The organism is Helicobacter pylori, assembly GCF_014496485.1.
Taxonomy (GTDB): Bacteria; Campylobacterota; Campylobacteria; order Campylobacterales; family Helicobacteraceae; genus Helicobacter; species Helicobacter pylori_DD.
This window is the reverse complement of the sequence record NZ_JACTAX010000006.1, coordinates 72,638-89,703: the sequence shown is the minus strand read 5'-3', so window position 1 is coordinate 89,703 and position 17,066 is coordinate 72,638. Positions and strand designations below refer to the sequence as shown.

Sequence of the window (17,066 nt, the reverse complement as noted above, 5' to 3'; positions counted from 1 at the left end):
AACTTTGATTTTTAATAGAATGCGCTAAAAAGCGAATGGATTAGGTAGAATTACATTCAAATACCTAACGGCTAAGCACTTACATCTCCGCCCTAAAGGACGGAGTTTTTCGTGCTAGTGGGATAAATGCTGTGTGTTGGTGATGACTTTTTCTGCTTTTAATAAAGAGAAAAACACTATCAATCAATCATGCTTAGAGAACACGAATCTGTTCAATGGCGCAAAAAGTTACATGCAAGCTTTAGCGAGTATGCGCCCTATCGTAATCATGGACGAACCGCACCGGTTTTTAGGCGATAAAACAAAAAAATATTTGGAACAATTAAACGCTTTAATCACGCTCAGGTTTGGGGCGACTTTTAAAGATGATTATCATAATTTGATTTACGTGCTAGACAGCAAAAAAGCGTTTGATTGCGCCCTAGTGAAAAGCATTAGCGTGGCGTCTGTGGGGGAGAGCGATGAGTATTTTTTAGAGCTTAAAGAGGCTAACAAAAAACAAAATGAAGCGACGATCAATTACACGAATTTAGAAAATAAAATCAAAAGCGTCAAAGTCAAAACGCATGATAATTTAGGCGCGCTAACTCGTATCAGCGCTTTAGAAGATTACATTGTAGAAAACATCACTAAAAAAGAAATTCGTTTTCTCAATGGCGTTAATTTGTTGCTGGATCAAAAAGAGCCTTTTTCTTATTTTGTAGAGGGCGAGCAAGAAGTGATGCTGAAAGAAGCGATAAAAAGCCATTTTGAAAGAGAAGAAGGGCTTTTTAAAAAGGGGATTAAAGCCTTGTGCATGGTGTTTATTAGCGGGGTGAATAGCTATTTAAGCGAAAATGAACAGCCGGCCAAATTAGCCCTTTTATTTGAAAAACTTTACCAACAAGAGCTTGAAGAGGTCTTAAAAAAGCCTTTAGATGAAAATTATAGAGCGTATTTAGAGCGCACCAAAGACGCTATTTACAAAGTGCATGGAGGGTATTTCGCTAAAAGCAAGAAAGAGGGCGATGAAGCTAAAGCGATCGAACTCATTTTAAAAGAAAAAGAAAAATTGCTGAGTTTTGATTCCGATCTCAAGTTTATTTTTTCGCAATGGGCGTTGCAAGAGGGGTGGGATAACCCTAACGTGATGACGATTTGCAAATTAGCCCCTAGCCATTCCAATATCACTAAATTGCAACAAATCGGTAGGGGGCTAAGGCTCGCTGTGAATGATAAGGGCGAACGCATCACTAAAGAGCATGATGATTTTGATTTTGTCAATGAATTAGTCGTGATCGTGCCGCAAGTGGAGGGGGATTTTGTGGGAGCGATCCAGCAAGAGATAAGCGAACACAGCTTGATCAAACAAGCATTCAGTGGGGGAGAGCTAGAAAAAAGCGGCATGGTTAAAAAAGGGTATTACGGAGCTTTATTTGAAAAGTTAGAGGGTTTGGGTTTTGGAGAAAGAACAGATGATGAAAACTTTAAACTCACCCTCAATCAAAACGAATTTTTAAAAAAAGAGCCGGAACTAGAAAATTTAAAAAATGAAAAATACTTGGATTTTGAAAAATTAAAAGATTTTTTAAAAGATCGATTAGTTGGCCATTTTAGAGTGAGAAACAAAAACGAGCGAAAAACTGAAAAAATCAAAATCAATAAAGAAAATTTTAAAAAATTTGAAACCTTATGGGCGGGTTTGAATCATCAAGCCCGGATCGCTTATGCCATTGATAGCGAGAGCTTGATTGATGAGATTGTCAAAAAGATCAATGCTTCTTTTAAGGTCAGTTCAAAAAGCGTTTCGGTTACGATGCATAAAAAAGTAGAAACGATGGGAAATAACGCCAAGAAAAAGACTATTGATCGAGAAAGCGCATGCGTGTGGAGTCTGCATGAATTTATCAGCGCCTTGTCCAATAAGGTGAAATTGAGTTTTAAAAGCGTGGCTAAAGTGTTAGAAAACATTGATGAAAACAAGTTTAATGAAATTAAAAAAAACGAACAAGAGGGATTAAAGCGCTTAGAAGAGCTGTTTTTGGAAATCATTTATCAAAATATTGAAGATAAAATTTCCTATCAAATGCGCGAAACGACGATTAAAAACAGAAAAAACGATGCGTTTTATGATGAAAAGGGAGAGATTAGAGAGTTTTTAGACGGGAGTTTGGGGGCGAACAAATATGAAATTAAAAATTCAAGCGCCCAAGAAAAATGCCTGTATGAAAATTTCATGCAAGTGGATAGCGAGATTGAAAAAGACACAATTGAAGAATCTAACGACACTAAAATCATTGTTTTTGGCAAGCTCCCTAGGGTTAAAATCCCAATAGGGTTAAATCAAACTTATAGCCCTGATTTTGGGTATGTGGTTGAAAATAACGATAAAAAAGTGTTGTTAGTGGTGGAAACTAAGGGGGTTGATAAAAAAAGCGAATTGCGCCCTGAAGAAGAGCGGAAAATTTCAACCGCTAAGAAATTTTTTGAAGCTTTAAAAAAGCAAGGCGTGAATATTGAATGCCAAACCAAGTTGAGTAATGATCAATTGAGTGCGTTGATCAATGAAGTTTTAAATCGTAAAGATTAGAGTCAATAAGTTCAATTACCCTAATGTTTCACATGGAACAATTTTAAAGAAAAGCGTTTTATTTAAAATTCATGGCGCTTTTGTTATAATCGTTTTTATCCCATTTTAAAGGCGTTTTATGATGAGTTTCACTCGCATTTTACTCAAAGATTTCATTAAAAAATACAATCCCCCAACACCCACAAAAGAAACTATAGAAAATTTTGAAAAAGAAATAAACAGCTTATTAGAAAACGCGCCAAGACAAGATGATGAAGAGTTTCAAAAAAATGAAATCAATTCTTTTTTAAAAAACACTTATGGCTATCGCTGCAACACCCATAAAAAAGTGGATAGTGCGATCTATGTGGATAAAGAAGCTTGGGTGCTTATTGAAGTCAAAGCCCTAAATAAAAAGACAGAATTCCCTAAAGACAAAGAAAACCCGATCAGTAAAGCCTTTTGTCAAATGATTTTGTATTTTTTAGAAGAGAGAGAAAAAGAAAAAAACAATTCCCTAAAACACACCATTATTTGCAACGCGCATGAATTTTTTCTCTTTGATTGTAAGGATTTGCTTTTTTTAAACGAAGATAAACGCATCAAAAAATTCTATAAAAATTACGCTCAAAAAGAAGGCACAGACTCTTCAAAACCAAAATTTTACGAAGATTTAGAACAATATTTGCAAAAAGATTTTCAAGGCAAACTCCCTTATACTTACTTTAATTTAAACGATGATTTTAAAGAACTTCCTTTGATTTATCAAGTTTTAAGCCAAGAAGTCCTTTTAAAACAAAAGAAAACCCTTGACGCTAACACGCTTAACAAAGATTTTTATGAAGAATTGCTCTATATTTTAGGGTTAGAAGAGAAAAATGAAAAAGGGAAAATTTTAATCAAACCCAGTCGCACCCAAAACTCCCTAAGCGATGCTTTAAAAAAGAAATACAAAAATTTAGACGATGAAGAAGTCATGGCGTTACTCATCGCTTGGAATAACCGCATCTTGTTTTTACGGCTTTTAGAAAGCCTTTTGATTTCTTTCAATCATTTTAATCATTCTAAAAAATCTTTTTTAACCACAGAAAACTTTAAAAATTTCAACGCTCTAAACGATCTCTTTTTTGAAATCCTAGCCAAGAAAAATAACGAGCGTTTACCAGAAATTAAAGAAGACAAGATTTTAGAAAAAATCCCTTATTTGAATTCCAGTTTGTTTGATAAAAAACGCCTTTGGAATCAAAGGGGTATGAAATCAAGCTTTTAGACAATAAAAAGCTAGAAATCTATAAAAATTCCGTTCTTAAAAAACACGAAAATTACCAAGAACAAAAAGATTGGACCTTGCTAGAATATCTTTTTGAATTTTTGCGTCTTTATAAATTCACCACCACCCCTAAAGACATTAAAGATAATACCGATACCAGCGGAAGCTGTTTGATTAACCCTAGCGTTTTAGGGCTTGTTTTTGAAAAACTCAACGGCTATAAAGAGGGGAGCTTTTATACCCCAAGCTTCATCACAAGCTACATGTGCAAAGAGAGTATCACGCCCATCGTGTTGGATAAGTTCAACGCTATTTATCAGTGGGGCTGCAAAGATTTAGAAGCGTTGCGAGAAAAAATAGACAGAAATTTTTCAAATGAAAAAGCTAAAGAATACCTAAACACGCTTTTAACTCTACGCGTTTGCGATCCGGCGGTGGGGAGCGGGCATTTTCTAGTCTCAGCGCTCAATGAAATGGTGTTAATTGCTTATGAGCTAGGGCTTATTGCTTCCTTGTATCGCCACGAGCTTAGATTAGAAAACGATGAAATCATCATTCACACGCCAGAGGATAAAGTCTTTAACTACACCATACCGCATAGCGAAAACGACCCCCACCACCAAATCCAAAAAGAACTTTTTGAGCTTAAAAAAGACATCATTGAAAACTGCCTTTTTGGCGTGGATATTAACCCCAATTCTTGCGAAATCACCAAGCTCAGGCTGTGGATAGAGCTTTTAAAATACAGCTATTATATTTTTGAAGAGGGCAAGAACACTAATGCGCTTGAAACCCTCCCCAACATTGACATTAACATCAAGTGCGCTAACAGCTTGATTTCACGCTTTAATTTGAATGATGATCTCAAAAAGATCCCCAATATCAAGCAAAAAATCCAAGAATACAAAGATCTAGTCGCTCAATACAAAGACCCAAACCCTCTCTACCCCTTAAATAAGCAAGATTTGATCAACAAAATCCAAGACTTAAAAAACACTTTTTCCCTCACGCTTAAAGATCCTAAAACCAAAGCAGAGCTTGAAAAGGCTATTGAAAAACACATCAAAAAATACAATTTCTTTGCCCTAGACGATAAAAGTTTGCTAGATGGGTTAAATTATTTTATCCCAAGCCTTTTTGGCACGCTTAAACTAAGCCCCAAAGAAGAGGAAGAGGCTTTTGCTTCTTATGGGCGTATTAGAGCTTTAAGGAAAAAGCTTGATGATGCCTTAAGTGGTAGAGAGTATCAAAATGCGTTTGAATGGCGTTTTGAATTCCCTGAAGTGCTAGACGATGAGGGGGATTTTTTAGGTTTTGATTGCATCATAGGCAACCCGCCTTATATCCGCCAAGAACACATCAAAGACTTAAAGCCTTTATTAGAAAAGCAATACCAGGATTTCTATAACAGCTCAAGCGACATTTACACCTACTTTTTTGCCCTGGCTTTCAACCTTTTAAAAGAAAAGGGGTTTAACGCTTTCATCACTTCCAACAAATACGCGCGCGCTAAATACGGCGCTAAATTGAGAGAGTTATTACTCAAAAAAACCACCCTTGTCAGCTACATGGAATTAAACGCCCTAAAAGTCTTTGAAAGCGCTACAGTGGATACCAGCATCATTCATTTCATCAAGCAAGCGCCCCTTAAAGAGAGCGTTTTTAATTATTACGAACCCACCCCAAACGATAAAGAAAATTTGAAAAACACCCCCTCTTTTTTGATGAGGCAAAACGCGCTTCAAACAGAAAGCTTTATTTTTGCCAACACCACGCTTTTGGATTTAAGGGACAAAATGGAAAACATCGGCACCCCGCTTAAAGATTGGGGTATTCAAATCAATTACGGGATAAAAACCGGCGCTAACGAAGCCTTTATCATTCCCACTGAAAAAAGAGACGCAATCTTAAAAAACTGCGACGATGTGCAAAAAGACGAAAGGGGAATGAGCGAAAGAGAAAGGACAATTGAGCTTATCAAGCCCATTTTAAGAGGGAAAGACATTAAAAGGTATTCTTATGAGTGGGCGGATTTGTGGGTGATTATCGCAAAATTTGGTAGCCATGAATTTTTAGAAGTTGAATATCCTACAATCTATAATCACCTATTACAATATAAAGATCAATTGGAGCAAAGGGGACAATGTCGTTATTCCAGAGGCCCACAGAACAGCAATAAGCCATATCCAGGTCAACATCATTGGTTGGAACTTGACAATAATCCAAAAGATAGTTATTTGCAAGATTTTGAAAAAGAGAAAATTGTGTATGGCGAGATCGTGCAAGAGCCAAGATTTTATTTAGATAATGGAGAATGCAAATTAGGGCATTTTTATGCAGAAGCTACGAGCTTCATTCTCACAGGAGAGCATTTGCGCTATCTTTTAGGAATGTTACATTCTAAATTGATCACTTTTGCTTTCAAAACTTTCTATGCAGGCGGCGGACTAGGCGAGAGTGGCTATCGCTATAAAAAGGCTTTTATAGAACGGCTCCCCATTCCCCAAATCACCACCAAAAACCAAGAATTAGCCGATAAAATCACCGATGGCGCGAAGCAAATCCTAGTGCTAAAAGCAAAAGACCCCAAAGCCAACACCCAAGGATTAGAAAAAGAAATTGACGCCTTAGTCTATCAGCTCTACCACCTCACCGATGAAGAAATTAAAATTATTGAAGACGGGTAGTAAAAAGCTGATTTCCCACTTAAGGATAACCCCCTAATTTAGGGGGCAACTCTTTTTAAGAATTAGCGTTTAATCACTAGATCAAACTTTAAACCTAAAAAACTGATTTTTAGGTATAATTCTTTGAGAAGAGTGTTTACTACGATGATTTTTCATAGTAAGCTCCTAAAAGTGGATTTTACCCCCTAATCTCTAGTGTAATAAAAACTAGGGGGTGAGCGTGATTTTACCCTAACCCTTAAAACAAGCAAAAACAATCAAGTGCAATTTAAAGATTAAAAAAGCTTTTTCTAACGCATGGCTTTGGACTAAAACCATAAATAGTAGGGATCGTGATGTTTAAAGCAAACGCCTTAAAAACTAAAAAATACGATAAAATTGCTTTTAAATCTGTATATTGGCTAGGAAAACTTTCAAAAAGAGAGTAATGTTAGTGAAAAAAGTGAAAGAAAAGACTTATTTTGAATGTCTTAATGAGATTTCTCAAAATAAACTTTTTAAGGGATTGTTAGGATACGGGATGTTTGCAGAAAGGATTCCTAATTTTCTGACATCAAAGCTTTTTTACAGATATTGCAAGAATAATAAAGATAAGATATTCCCCAAACGCAAGATGGGGTATCAACATATTACTTATGAGGGAATAAGAGATATTGGAACGCCCAGATATTTTGCTATCCCTAATCCTTTGGCTTATTATAATCAGTGCAAAATTCGATAATTGGGATAAATTAAAGGAGTATTTTAAAGAAAAGACAGATGGCAATACCCATAAGATCAGCCGTATCCACATTCAAAAAATCCCTAAAAATAAAAAAGTTTTTCAAAACGATTATTCTAAAGATAGAGTTGCTATGAGAAAAAGTATTTTTGATATGGGTCATAAAGATATTTTTTGTGAGGGAAAATTAGAGAGAAGTATTCGTATTGGTGCTAGATACAAGCTAAAGGCTGATATATCCACTTGTTTCCCAAGCATTTATACGCATTCAATTCCTTGGGCAATAAGAGGTAAAGAAATTGCTAAAAAAGACAAAAATCATTGGAGCGATGAGATTGATACCCAAACAAGAAACATGAATCATAAGGAAACTACGGGGATTCTTATTGGACCGCATAGTTCCAATTTGATTTCAGAAATTATTTTAGTCGCCGTTGATGGGGATTTAAAAAATTTAAGAAAAGGGCAAAATAAAACAGAATATAGATATATTAGGCATATTGATGATTATACTTGCTATGTGAATTCAAGAGATGAGGCAGAACAATTTACAATCGATCTCGCAAAGTGTCTTAAAAAATATAACCTTTCACTCAACCACAAAAAAACAAAAATTTTTGAACTCCCTTTGATGCATGAAGAAGAATGGATCAATCAGTTAAAAATTTTTAAAATGGATGAGTATAAAGGGAAAATTAAATACCCTAGCGTTGTTGCTTTTTTAGATAAATCTATTGCATTGATAAGGCAAAATGATAATAAGGCTTCTATTTTAAAATATGCTATAAAAATGCTCAACAAAAAGAAGATGACATATAACGCAAGAGAATATTATTTTAGCACCTTGCACCATTTAGTTTTGCTCTACCCCTATTTAATCCCTTGTATTGAAGGAGTGTTTGATAACAATAACTATCCGATCCAAACCAATCAAATTCAAGAAATTTCTAAGGATATATTTAAGGCAGGGTCAAAAAACAATAATTATGAAGCTTGTTCTTATGCGTTGTATTTCTCTCTAAAATATGATTTTGAGATGGAAAAAACTTGCCATAATATGGTCCTTGAAAGTAATGATTGTATTTTTATGCTTTTAGGATATTTGAGAGCAAGAAAAGATTCAGAGGGTTTTGCCATTGATAAATATTTAAAAAGAGCTGAAACAATGATTAAGTTAGAAAGTAGAATATGTATATTAGATGATGAATTTTGGCTTTTTGCATATGAAGTATTGAGAGTTGAAAACGAAAATGCACTAAAAAATTGCAATGGTTGGAGTGAATTGTCAAAAAAAGGGGTTTCATTCATCAAAAAAGAATTTCAAAAATAAATTAAAAAGGTTACTAAATTCCCTTAATATGTGAAATAGCTCATTAGTTGAACCATCAATTGATTTTTGCTATTTTGAAAGGCTAAATATCCATTGAAAAAAACTTGAATTATTTCTCTAGAATTAGCTTTAAGAAATTCAAGAGATTAAAATCATTGAAAAAGGAATGGTTAGAAAGTTAACAATATTTAGTTAAAATTAGCAAAAACTGACTAGGAGATATTGATGGTCAATACTTTGGAACTAGCAAAATATATTCTTAAGCATTCAAACAAAGAATTGAGTAACTTAGAATTGCAAAAAACTTTGTATTTCACAGAGCTTGATTATATCAAAAAGTTTGACAAACACCTAGTTTCTGATGATTTTGAAGCTTGGAAATACGGGCCTGTTGCAAGGGAAGTGTATTATGAATACCGCAATTATGGTGCCAATTCCATTGACAAACCCAAAGAAGAATCGCTCTCACAAAATCTTAGAAAAGATGAACTTGAAACCATCAATTGTTCCATAGAAAAATGCAATAAAAAATCCTATTGGGATTTAGTGAAAGAGAGTCATAAAGAAGATGGCGCTTGGCATAAAAGCTTCAAAGAAGATAGAAAAGAAATCATTAGTAAAGATTTGATCAGACAAGAAGCCAAACAAACAAATGGAAACTAAAGAAGAAGATAAAGATAAAAAGCTAGAAGAAATGATTGTATCGCTGTGTGAAAAGGGGGATTTGTCTAGCCAAACAGATCAAATCATCAAAGATCTCAAAGAAATCTATCAAGGAGAATACAGGCATAAATACTCAAAAATTACAACTATTATTTTAAATTCCACAAGGGATAGAGAGCAAGCCTTTATGACGCTCACACAAAATATAAGGACACTCAAAGAGATTCAAGATAATAAAGAAGTTGAAAGCATTAAACCAAAACTAGAAAAGCTTTATGATCACATGAATTTAGAGTGTATCAGACTGCAAGATTTTGATGAGAAAATGAGTAGAGTTAAAGATGTTTCTATCAAGTTAGAAGATGATCTAAATAAAAACTATAAAAAATTAAGCGGAGAATTGAATAAGCAACAAACGCAATACATAACCATTTTAGGTATTTTTGCCTCTATTGTTTTAACATTTGTTGGGGGATTGGCGTTTTCCACTTCTGTTTTATCAAATATTGACAAAGCGAACGCCTATCGTTTGGTTTTTGTTATGGCTTTTATAGCTTTATTTTTTGGGAATATTTTGTATCTGCTTTTTTCTTTTTTATCAAAAATATCCTTATCAAAAGAGGAAAAAGATAAACAAGAAAATTTTTTCAAAAAGCCTAAAAAACCTATTTTTTGGTTTAATCTGATGGTTACAATTCTATTTGTGATTGGTTTTGTGGGAGAATTGCATATAATACAAAGATTAGTTTCTAAATATCTTTAAATTCAACCCAACCCATTTTTTGCGTCCATTCCAATAAAATTTGATGCAAATTTTTCTTAATTGAGTGTTTTTTGCAATTTTGAAAATCTCAATACTCATTCATTGAAAAACCTGAATTATTTCTTTCAAATTTAGCCTTAAGAAATTCAATCACGCGCTTATTTAACACCGCAAGCCTTTTAGCTTAAAGTCCTTTTGATTAAGAACTCAATAAGTTTCACAGAAATCATTTCAATTCTTAAACAAAGACTCTAAAGCTTCTACCCCTACTTTTGGCGTTTCTTTTTCGTTTTCATTTTCTGCGTTTTCTTTGACGCTAGGAATGGTTTCAAACTCTATGTGATAGCCTGTAAGCATGGACGCTAAGCACACATTCACCCCGCCTTTACCGATAGCCTTAGATTTTTCAATGTCTAACAAACGCACTTTAGCCTTTTGCAAATGGTTATTGACAATAAAACGCTCTTGAATGGATTCTTTTTCTTCAGCATTCAATTCTTCTATAGGGATTTTTTTAACCTCAACGCTTAAAATTTTGGCTGGAGCGAGCGCTAAAGTGATATAAATTTCAGGCACATTAGAATACTCTATGCAATCAATGTTTTCTTTATTCAATTCGTTACTTATCGCATTGATGCGCACGCCCTTAACCCCCACAGCCGCGCCTATGGGATCAATCCTAGCGTTATGGGAAAAAAAGCTCACTTTCGCTCTGTTGCCTGGGATTCGAGCGCAATGAATGATTTCAATTTCTTTATCTTTAATTTCAGGGACTTCTAATTCCAACAAAGCTTCAAGCATTTTAGGGGTGGTGCGGCTCAGCTCTAACAATAAGCCTTTTTTTGTGCGTTTGACTTGCGTTAAAACCGCTTTAATGCTATCGCCCACTTTAAAACTCTCGCCCTTGATGCGATGGCGCATGGAAAGAACGCCCTGAAATTGCTGCTCAATCTCAATAAAAGTGTTTTGATTGTGATCCACTAAAATCACTTGCCCCATTAAAACGCTGTTAAGACGCTTTTGAAACGCTTCAAAGTGGCTGTCTTCTAACGCTTTTTCTAACTGGTATTGCAAATCTTTAAAAAGGCGGTTGATCGCTCCTTGCTTCATGCTCTCCAAACTCAAGCTGTAAGACAATTCGTCTTTAATCTTAACGCTTGGATCCATTTCTTTTGCTTTAGACAAACTGATGTATTTAGAAGGATCGTTAATCAACCTTTCATCATCATCTTCTAAAACTTCTACCAACTGGATAAGCTGGAGCTGCTTGTTTTCTTCAATTACCGAGTAACGCGCTAGAGGGTCTAATTCGTTTTGCGCCATTTTTAACAAACAGCCTTGAATCACTTTTGAAATCATCTCTTTAGGCAAATTTTTTTCATACGCAATGCATTCTATAAGGTCGCTGATTTTTTCCATTCTTGAGTTCCTTTAAATTGATTTTCTATCATTCTCTGTCATTTTATGGGGGGAGATGGCGTTTTTGAAAGAGATTTTATTATAGCGAATTTTTAAGCCTTGTTAAGGATTTCTTTTAAAACCAGAGCGATTTTTTCCAAATCTTTTTCATTCAGGCTAAAGACTTCCAAGCACACGAATTCGCATGAAATCCTTGCGATAACGCCTTTTTGGAAAAGCTTTAAATAAAGTTTCTCGCAATCTAAATTCTGGGTGTTTTTGGGCTGGACTTTCACGCAAAAGGATTCCAATTCCCTACCAAACAAATTCCCTATTTTAGAAAAGCTAGAGGCTATGCTCACGTTCAATTCTAAAGGCTTTAAAAGGGCGTAGAGTTTCAAGGCTTTTTGCAATAAGGCGTCTTTAGTTTGGTTCAATAACGCATGAATTGCAATTTCTTCTTGATGATTGACCCATGCGTTTAGGCTGCAAAAAAGCAAGGTGAGCGTGATTTTACCCGCCCTCAAGGCTCTATAAAGGGGGTGGTTTTTTAACATTTCAACCCATTCTTTTTGCCCCATAATAATACCGGCTTGAACGCTGTTAAAGAATTTATCCGCACTAAAGCTCAAAAGCGATGGTTTTAGAGCTAAAATTTCTTCTAAAGCCGTTCTATTTAACAAATCCACATCCCCTAAATTGTAATAATCAATCAAATCATGCTCTTTGGCTAGGGCTTGCAAATCTTTAAAGGGCGTGTCTTTTTTAAAAGTAGGGTTGTGGGTTTTAAAGAGCATTTTGCTGTTTTCATTCAAGGCCAAGCGGTAATCCCTTAAATAAGCGCGATTGGTATTCCCCACTAAATGCAGCCTAGCCCCACTATTTAATAAAATATCTTTAAGGTTAAAATCCCCCCCCACTAATTCGCCATAAGAAACAACGATTTCTTTTTGTTGCGCTAAAGCGTTAGCGATGAGGAATACCGCGCTGGTGTTATTATTCACAATCAAAACCTCTTCAGCGTTAAAACACGCCTTAAAAAGTTGTTTTAAAGGGGTTAAGCGGTTCTTTTTTTTAGCGGTGTTGAGATCGCATTCTAAATCAATGGGTTGGGTTAAAACTTCTTTTAAATAAGGTTCAATTTTTTCATAAAATTGCGGGCTAAAAAACGATCGCCCATGCTTTTCATCAAAAACGCTCGCGCTCGCATTGATGATTTTTTGATAAGGGTTTTTCAAAAGATCCGGGGTTATTTCGGGCGTTTCTTTAGTCGTGATGTTAGCCATGATAAGCGTGTTTGCTTTTCCTTTTTGAAATTTAAAATAAAGCGTTATTTTAAACTAAACCCGCTAAATTTTTGATAAAACTACTTTTTTAAAATCCTTAAGAGCGTCTTAATGAGTTTATTGAGGGAGCGGAACTTTTTCCATAGAGTTTGGCGGTTTCTATAGGGCTTTTTCATGTTTGTTTCCATGTTCAAAATTCAAAAAGAAATCCTAAGATTCCTTTCATTTTAGAACTGATAGGATACCTCAAAACGCGCATTAAATCCAGGAGCTGGGAGCGCCATGCGCTTACCTTTAGGGATCATATCGCTCGCTGGAGCGTCCGCGCTCGCTTGAAACACAGAAGTTTGATCCACATATTGCTTGTTTAAAATATTATTAAACACGGCTGAAATCCTTAAACCCTGCCATTTTTTAGAAGGCGGAGTCCAATTGATAAAGATATTATGCACGCCATACCCGGGTTTATGGATTTTGATCAAGCCGTATTGCGGGTAATAGATAGAATAGCCTTCATAATACATGTTAGTTACAAAGCGCGAGAGCCAAGTTAAAGTAAGCCCCCACCTGCGAACATCATAATCGGCTTTCAAAATAAACACATTCCCAGTCGTGGCAGCTAGAGCGTAAGTGTCCGCTAATAAATGCCCCCTAGCCGTAGGCCAAGAGCGAGCCACTGAGAAAGTCCCTAAGAAATTCTTATACCTCACGTTCCCTGAAACTTCATAACCATAAATATTAATGGTTTCGGGTAAATTCCCTGACATGTTTTTTGCGGTCGCATTACCCCCTCCATTTTTAGAAGTGTCTTGCCCGTAGCTGTTGATGAAGTTATTGATGACTTGATAGAACGCTGCCCCGCGCACATTGAAATACTTGCTGTTGAAATCCACATTGAATTCCACGTTTTGACCGATCGCAGGGCGCAAATTCCTTTGATAAATCACCGTAGGATCGCGCATCAAAACGCCATCGCCCGGTAAAGCCCCCTTAGTTACATACGCATAGCTCACTTTCAAGCCAATGCTTTCAATGGGGTTATAAAGCACGGTCGCAGAAGGCGAAAAGCCAGAAGTTACATGCGTGCGGCCGTTTTTGTCTAGCAAGGTGTAAATATCATAACGAGTTCCCGCACCCACGATCACATTGCTTAAAATATTGTAGTTCGCTTGCATAAACCCTCCGATGATATTCCCAATCGCATGCGAATTTTGGGGCATGTTACGATAGAGCGGGTTAGGGGCGTTGAGATTTTGAGGGTATTGAGAGCTTTGATCGGTGTAGTAATGGCGGTAAGGCAAGCCCGGCCCGTTAGGGTCGTTAGGGTCAATGTTGTTTTTATAATAGCCGTTTTTGCCTTTGTCCAATCCAGAGAAAACGCTCAGGTTTTGATAAATCATGCCGTATTCAAACACATTCCCATAATCTTCGCTAATGGGGTGGGTTACTTTAAAATTAACGCCTGAGTTGATCAAGAAAATCCTTCTGGCTAAAGTCCCCTCAGCGTCCGCATTCCCTAAAGTCCAATCGTTTGCGCTAGGGTTTTGAGCGTTAGGGGGGGTCATGTCATAATCAGGATTTTTAGGGACAAGCCCATGATAAACGTTCGCACTTGTAGAAATAGTGCTAAGTTGCCCATATCCTGCTTGCGCCCCTCCACTAGAATCGCTATCCCCTTGCCAATTAATAGAGTTAGGCGCGCCATAGCCTATTTGATAGCCTCCATTAGAAGGCCTGATAGCCCCTTGCGTGCATTGGCTGATATTATCCGGATTGTTACACCACTCTTTCACTTCAGGAATGTAATCCGGGTTAGCCGGCTCGTTAGAATTGTAAGCGAAAGGATTCACCACAGGGTTATAATTGCCCCCCCTTACCCCTAAAAAGGCGGTGGATTCAACGCGCGGCTGGTTAAAATTAGGGCCGCCTTCATGCTTGTATTTCAGACTCAAATTGTGGTTGAAGTTGATCGTATGGGCTAATTCTTTCCCAAAGTCAATCACAAAAGGGGCTGGCTGGCTTCCTGGGTCATTGGCTTTAGAGAGGGCTGAAGTGGTGTTAGGGCGTAAAAGCCTTGTAGAATTGTCTCGTGTGAGGTTGTAGCTCACGCTAATGCTATCGGTTTCGTTGATATAGCCATTGATTTTAGCTAAAACGCTATTGACTTCACTAGGAGTCCCTACACTCATTTCGCTATTGCTTGGATCTTGTAAATCATAGTTAGGGTGGAAGACATTCCTGAAAGCGTTGTTCCCGTCTCTGTAGTAAAAAATATTTTGATGGTTGTAATAGGCTAGAATATCCCAATTCTTCCCACGATAGGCTGCAGTGGCGTTCATGCGATACCCGAAGTTGGTGTAAAAGGCCGCTTCCGCTTTAGCCCCATAAGTTTGATTCTTTCTTAAGAAGTCGTTAGCGTCAATCGTGGTGAAAGACAATTTACCCGCCACCGCACCAGGGCCTGCTGAAGCGTTCGCCGCTCCCTTAATCACTTCCACTTCTTTAATCATATTAGGATCGATCACGGTGTTAGCGTCATGGTGGAAAATATTACCATTTTGAGCGACGCCATCTATGGTTACCCTTAAGAGACGGCTCTCAATCCCCCTAACATAGATTTTTTGCGCCATTAAGCCCCCACTAGCCACATTCACATCCGCTCGAGTCCTAAAAATATCACGGATTTGGTTGCTTTGGCGTTGTTGGAGCTCTTTTCTGTCAATATACATTTTATTGTTGTATTCAAAAGTCCTTTCACCCTTAGTGGTTACCTTACCCAAAGTGTGGGTATTTTCTTGAGCTTGCAAATTGCTAGCGACAATACAAGAGACAAACACGATACGAAATTGATTTCTAAGCATTTCTTTTAGCCTTTTTATTTACTTTTTTCTAAAAAAATTTAGTCAAGTTTTAAACCTAAGGTTATTATTACATTATTCTATTTAATAATACCTTAAATTTGTTTTAGGATTAAGAAAATACCAAGAAAAATGTGATTAAAAAAAGCTTTAGCATTTTACTGAGCGGTTGATTACTGAGCGGTTGAATCAAGTGCTGTTCGTGAAGAAGCGTTGCTCATTCCTTTTAAAAACATTTGAGAAGACACATTGATTTCAGCGTTTTGGCGGAAAATATCGCTTGGTTGGTTGCTCTGGCGTTCTTCTAAGTCATGGCGTTTGATGATAATGGTATTCCCCCATTGAAAGGGTCTATAAGCGTGCTTTTTTTTAATGATAAAATGAGGTTCTAAATCTAAAAATTGCACGTAACTGGGGAAATATAACGGCTCTAATAAAGGGTTTATGGGGTTTGCTTTTAAAGCAATAAGGAGGAAAAAGAGGCTAAAGATTGGTTTCATAGCAAATTTTCACGCTCGCTCCCACTTGAGAATTGGGAGAAATTTCTAATTTGCTGATTTTCAAATAAAGCTCAGAGATTTCATTGTAGCGCGTTTTTAAAGCATGGCTCAAATCTTTCAGGGCGTCTTCAATGAGAAGGTATTGTTTTTCTTGCATCATCTTTTGAATAAGCTCTTGGATTTCCATGTAGTCTAAATAAGCCTTATTGGGTAATTGCGTGTAGAAAAGATCCAAATCCACGCTTATTTTTTGGGGTTTTAAGCGTTCAAATCCTAAAATCCCTAAAATCGTTTCAAACACCAAGTTATGGATATGAACGCCTTGTTTAGTTTTCATAAGACTTTCTTTTCCTTACCGGCTAATAAATTAAAAATATTGCCCGCATGCTTGATAAGGGTGAAAATAAAAATAAGCACCATCGGCGTTTGCGTGCCGACTTCTTTAAGGATATTGACGCTATCTGGGATATGCATATAAGGCACAAAAAAGATAAGAACAGTCGCTGTGCCTACCCCTAAAATGCTAGCGAGTGAAGAGATTTTAAGCACCTTACCCACAAAAAACCACACCGTCAAGCCGATGAGGCTTTCAATAGGGATGAGCAACACCACAGAGCCCATGATCGTAGAAACGCCCTTGCCTCCGTTGAAATTCAAAAAAGGCGAATAGCAATGCCCTAAAATGCTCGCGATAGCGACCATCCATTGCAAACTGTAATCCAACCCAAACAATTTGCTCAAAAACACCGCAAACATGCCTTTGAATAGATCCAAGATTAAGACTAATAAGGCCATTTGTTTAGCGTTACTCACGCCCTTACTTTGTAAAGCGCGTAAGACATTCGTTGCGCCAATGCCCCCCGATCCGATCTTAGTAATATCCATGCCGTAAAAGATTTTCATTAACGCATAGCCAAAAGGAATCCCCCCAATCAAATAACCCAAAAGGGTGAAAATCACATTGATATTGGTTAGGAAATTTAAAACGCTTTCCATAAATACCCTTTCAAATAAAATAGCGATCATTATAACATGTTGCTTT

Annotated in this window: 10 protein-coding genes and 2 pseudogenes; 6 read left to right on the top strand and 6 right to left on the bottom strand. The window is 36.7% G+C overall.

Annotated elements, in window-relative coordinates:
* Positions 1-124: 124 nt before the first annotated feature.
* The 6 genes and pseudogenes from IC572_RS04690 to IC572_RS04670 all read left to right on the top strand — a co-directional run.
* A pseudogene (locus IC572_RS04690) lies at positions 125-2,569 on the top strand (restriction endonuclease); the annotation flags it as partial.
* 118 nt (positions 2,570-2,687) lie between these two features.
* Positions 2,688-3,818 carry a DUF7149 domain-containing protein gene (locus IC572_RS08010; RefSeq protein WP_462936849.1) on the top strand — a complete coding sequence of 377 codons (1,131 nt, stop codon included), beginning with the start codon at positions 2,688-2,690 and terminating at the stop codon, positions 3,816-3,818.
* Complete coding sequence (locus tag IC572_RS08005; RefSeq protein WP_462936848.1) at positions 3,785-6,505, top strand: Eco57I restriction-modification methylase domain-containing protein; 2,721 nt, start codon at positions 3,785-3,787, stop codon at positions 6,503-6,505. Before IC572_RS08010 ends, IC572_RS08005 begins: the two co-directional genes overlap by 34 nt.
* Before the next feature lie 427 nt (positions 6,506-6,932).
* Positions 6,933-8,556: pseudogene (locus IC572_RS04680) on the top strand (RNA-directed DNA polymerase).
* A 225-nt stretch (positions 8,557-8,781) separates the two neighbouring features.
* Entirely contained in the window at positions 8,782-9,219 is a 438-nt protein-coding gene (locus IC572_RS04675; RefSeq protein WP_187855235.1) for a Panacea domain-containing protein, read from the top strand.
* Positions 9,209-9,982, top strand: coding sequence for an MFS transporter (locus IC572_RS04670; RefSeq protein ID WP_187855234.1), 774 nt, complete (start codon positions 9,209-9,211; stop codon positions 9,980-9,982). Before IC572_RS04675 ends, IC572_RS04670 begins: the two co-directional genes overlap by 11 nt.
* Before the next feature lie 231 nt (positions 9,983-10,213).
* Here IC572_RS04670 and nusA read toward each other — a convergent pair whose 3' ends face one another.
* From nusA to plsY, 6 genes are all read right to left on the bottom strand, one after another.
* A complete protein-coding gene (nusA, locus tag IC572_RS04665; protein ID WP_187855233.1) occupies positions 10,214-11,401 on the bottom strand; it encodes a transcription termination factor NusA in 1,188 nt (395 codons plus the stop codon).
* A 92-nt stretch (positions 11,402-11,493) separates the two neighbouring features.
* A complete protein-coding gene (locus IC572_RS04660; RefSeq protein ID WP_187855232.1) occupies positions 11,494-12,666 on the bottom strand; it encodes an aminotransferase class V-fold PLP-dependent enzyme in 1,173 nt (390 codons plus the stop codon).
* A gap of 227 nt (positions 12,667-12,893) precedes the next feature.
* A complete protein-coding gene (locus IC572_RS04655; protein WP_187855231.1) occupies positions 12,894-15,527 on the bottom strand; it encodes a TonB-dependent receptor in 2,634 nt (877 codons plus the stop codon).
* 170 nt (positions 15,528-15,697) lie between these two features.
* Positions 15,698-16,024 carry a Plug domain-containing protein gene (locus IC572_RS04650; protein ID WP_187855230.1) on the bottom strand — a complete coding sequence of 109 codons (327 nt, stop codon included), beginning with the start codon at positions 16,022-16,024 and terminating at the stop codon, positions 15,698-15,700.
* Positions 16,008-16,361: a dihydroneopterin aldolase gene (locus IC572_RS04645; protein WP_187855229.1), complete on the bottom strand. Its 354-nt coding sequence runs from the start codon at positions 16,359-16,361 to the stop codon at positions 16,008-16,010. Before IC572_RS04645 ends, IC572_RS04650 begins: the two co-directional genes overlap by 17 nt.
* Complete coding sequence (gene plsY, locus IC572_RS04640; protein ID WP_000446716.1) at positions 16,358-17,020, bottom strand: glycerol-3-phosphate 1-O-acyltransferase PlsY; 663 nt, start codon at positions 17,018-17,020, stop codon at positions 16,358-16,360. Before plsY ends, IC572_RS04645 begins: the two co-directional genes overlap by 4 nt.
* Positions 17,021-17,066 lie beyond the last annotated feature (46 nt).

What these genes read in the sequence shown, in the direction of transcription:
- IC572_RS04645 (WP_187855229.1), bottom strand. Translation starts at nt 16,361, where the DNA reads ATGAAAACTAAACAAGGCGTTCATATCCATAACTTGGTGTTTGAAACG.
- IC572_RS04675 (WP_187855235.1), top strand. Translation starts at nt 8,782, where the DNA reads ATGGTCAATACTTTGGAACTAGCAAAATATATTCTTAAGCATTCAAAC.
- plsY (WP_000446716.1), bottom strand. Translation starts at nt 17,020, where the DNA reads ATGGAAAGCGTTTTAAATTTCCTAACCAATATCAATGTGATTTTCACC.
- nusA (WP_187855233.1), bottom strand. Translation starts at nt 11,401, where the DNA reads ATGGAAAAAATCAGCGACCTTATAGAATGCATTGCGTATGAAAAAAAT.
- IC572_RS08010 (WP_462936849.1), top strand. Translation starts at nt 2,688, where the DNA reads ATGATGAGTTTCACTCGCATTTTACTCAAAGATTTCATTAAAAAATAC.
- IC572_RS04650 (WP_187855230.1), bottom strand. Translation starts at nt 16,024, where the DNA reads ATGAAACCAATCTTTAGCCTCTTTTTCCTCCTTATTGCTTTAAAAGCA.
- IC572_RS04655 (WP_187855231.1), bottom strand. Translation starts at nt 15,527, where the DNA reads ATGCTTAGAAATCAATTTCGTATCGTGTTTGTCTCTTGTATTGTCGCT.
- IC572_RS04660 (WP_187855232.1), bottom strand. Translation starts at nt 12,666, where the DNA reads ATGGCTAACATCACGACTAAAGAAACGCCCGAAATAACCCCGGATCTT.
- IC572_RS04670 (WP_187855234.1), top strand. Translation starts at nt 9,209, where the DNA reads ATGGAAACTAAAGAAGAAGATAAAGATAAAAAGCTAGAAGAAATGATT.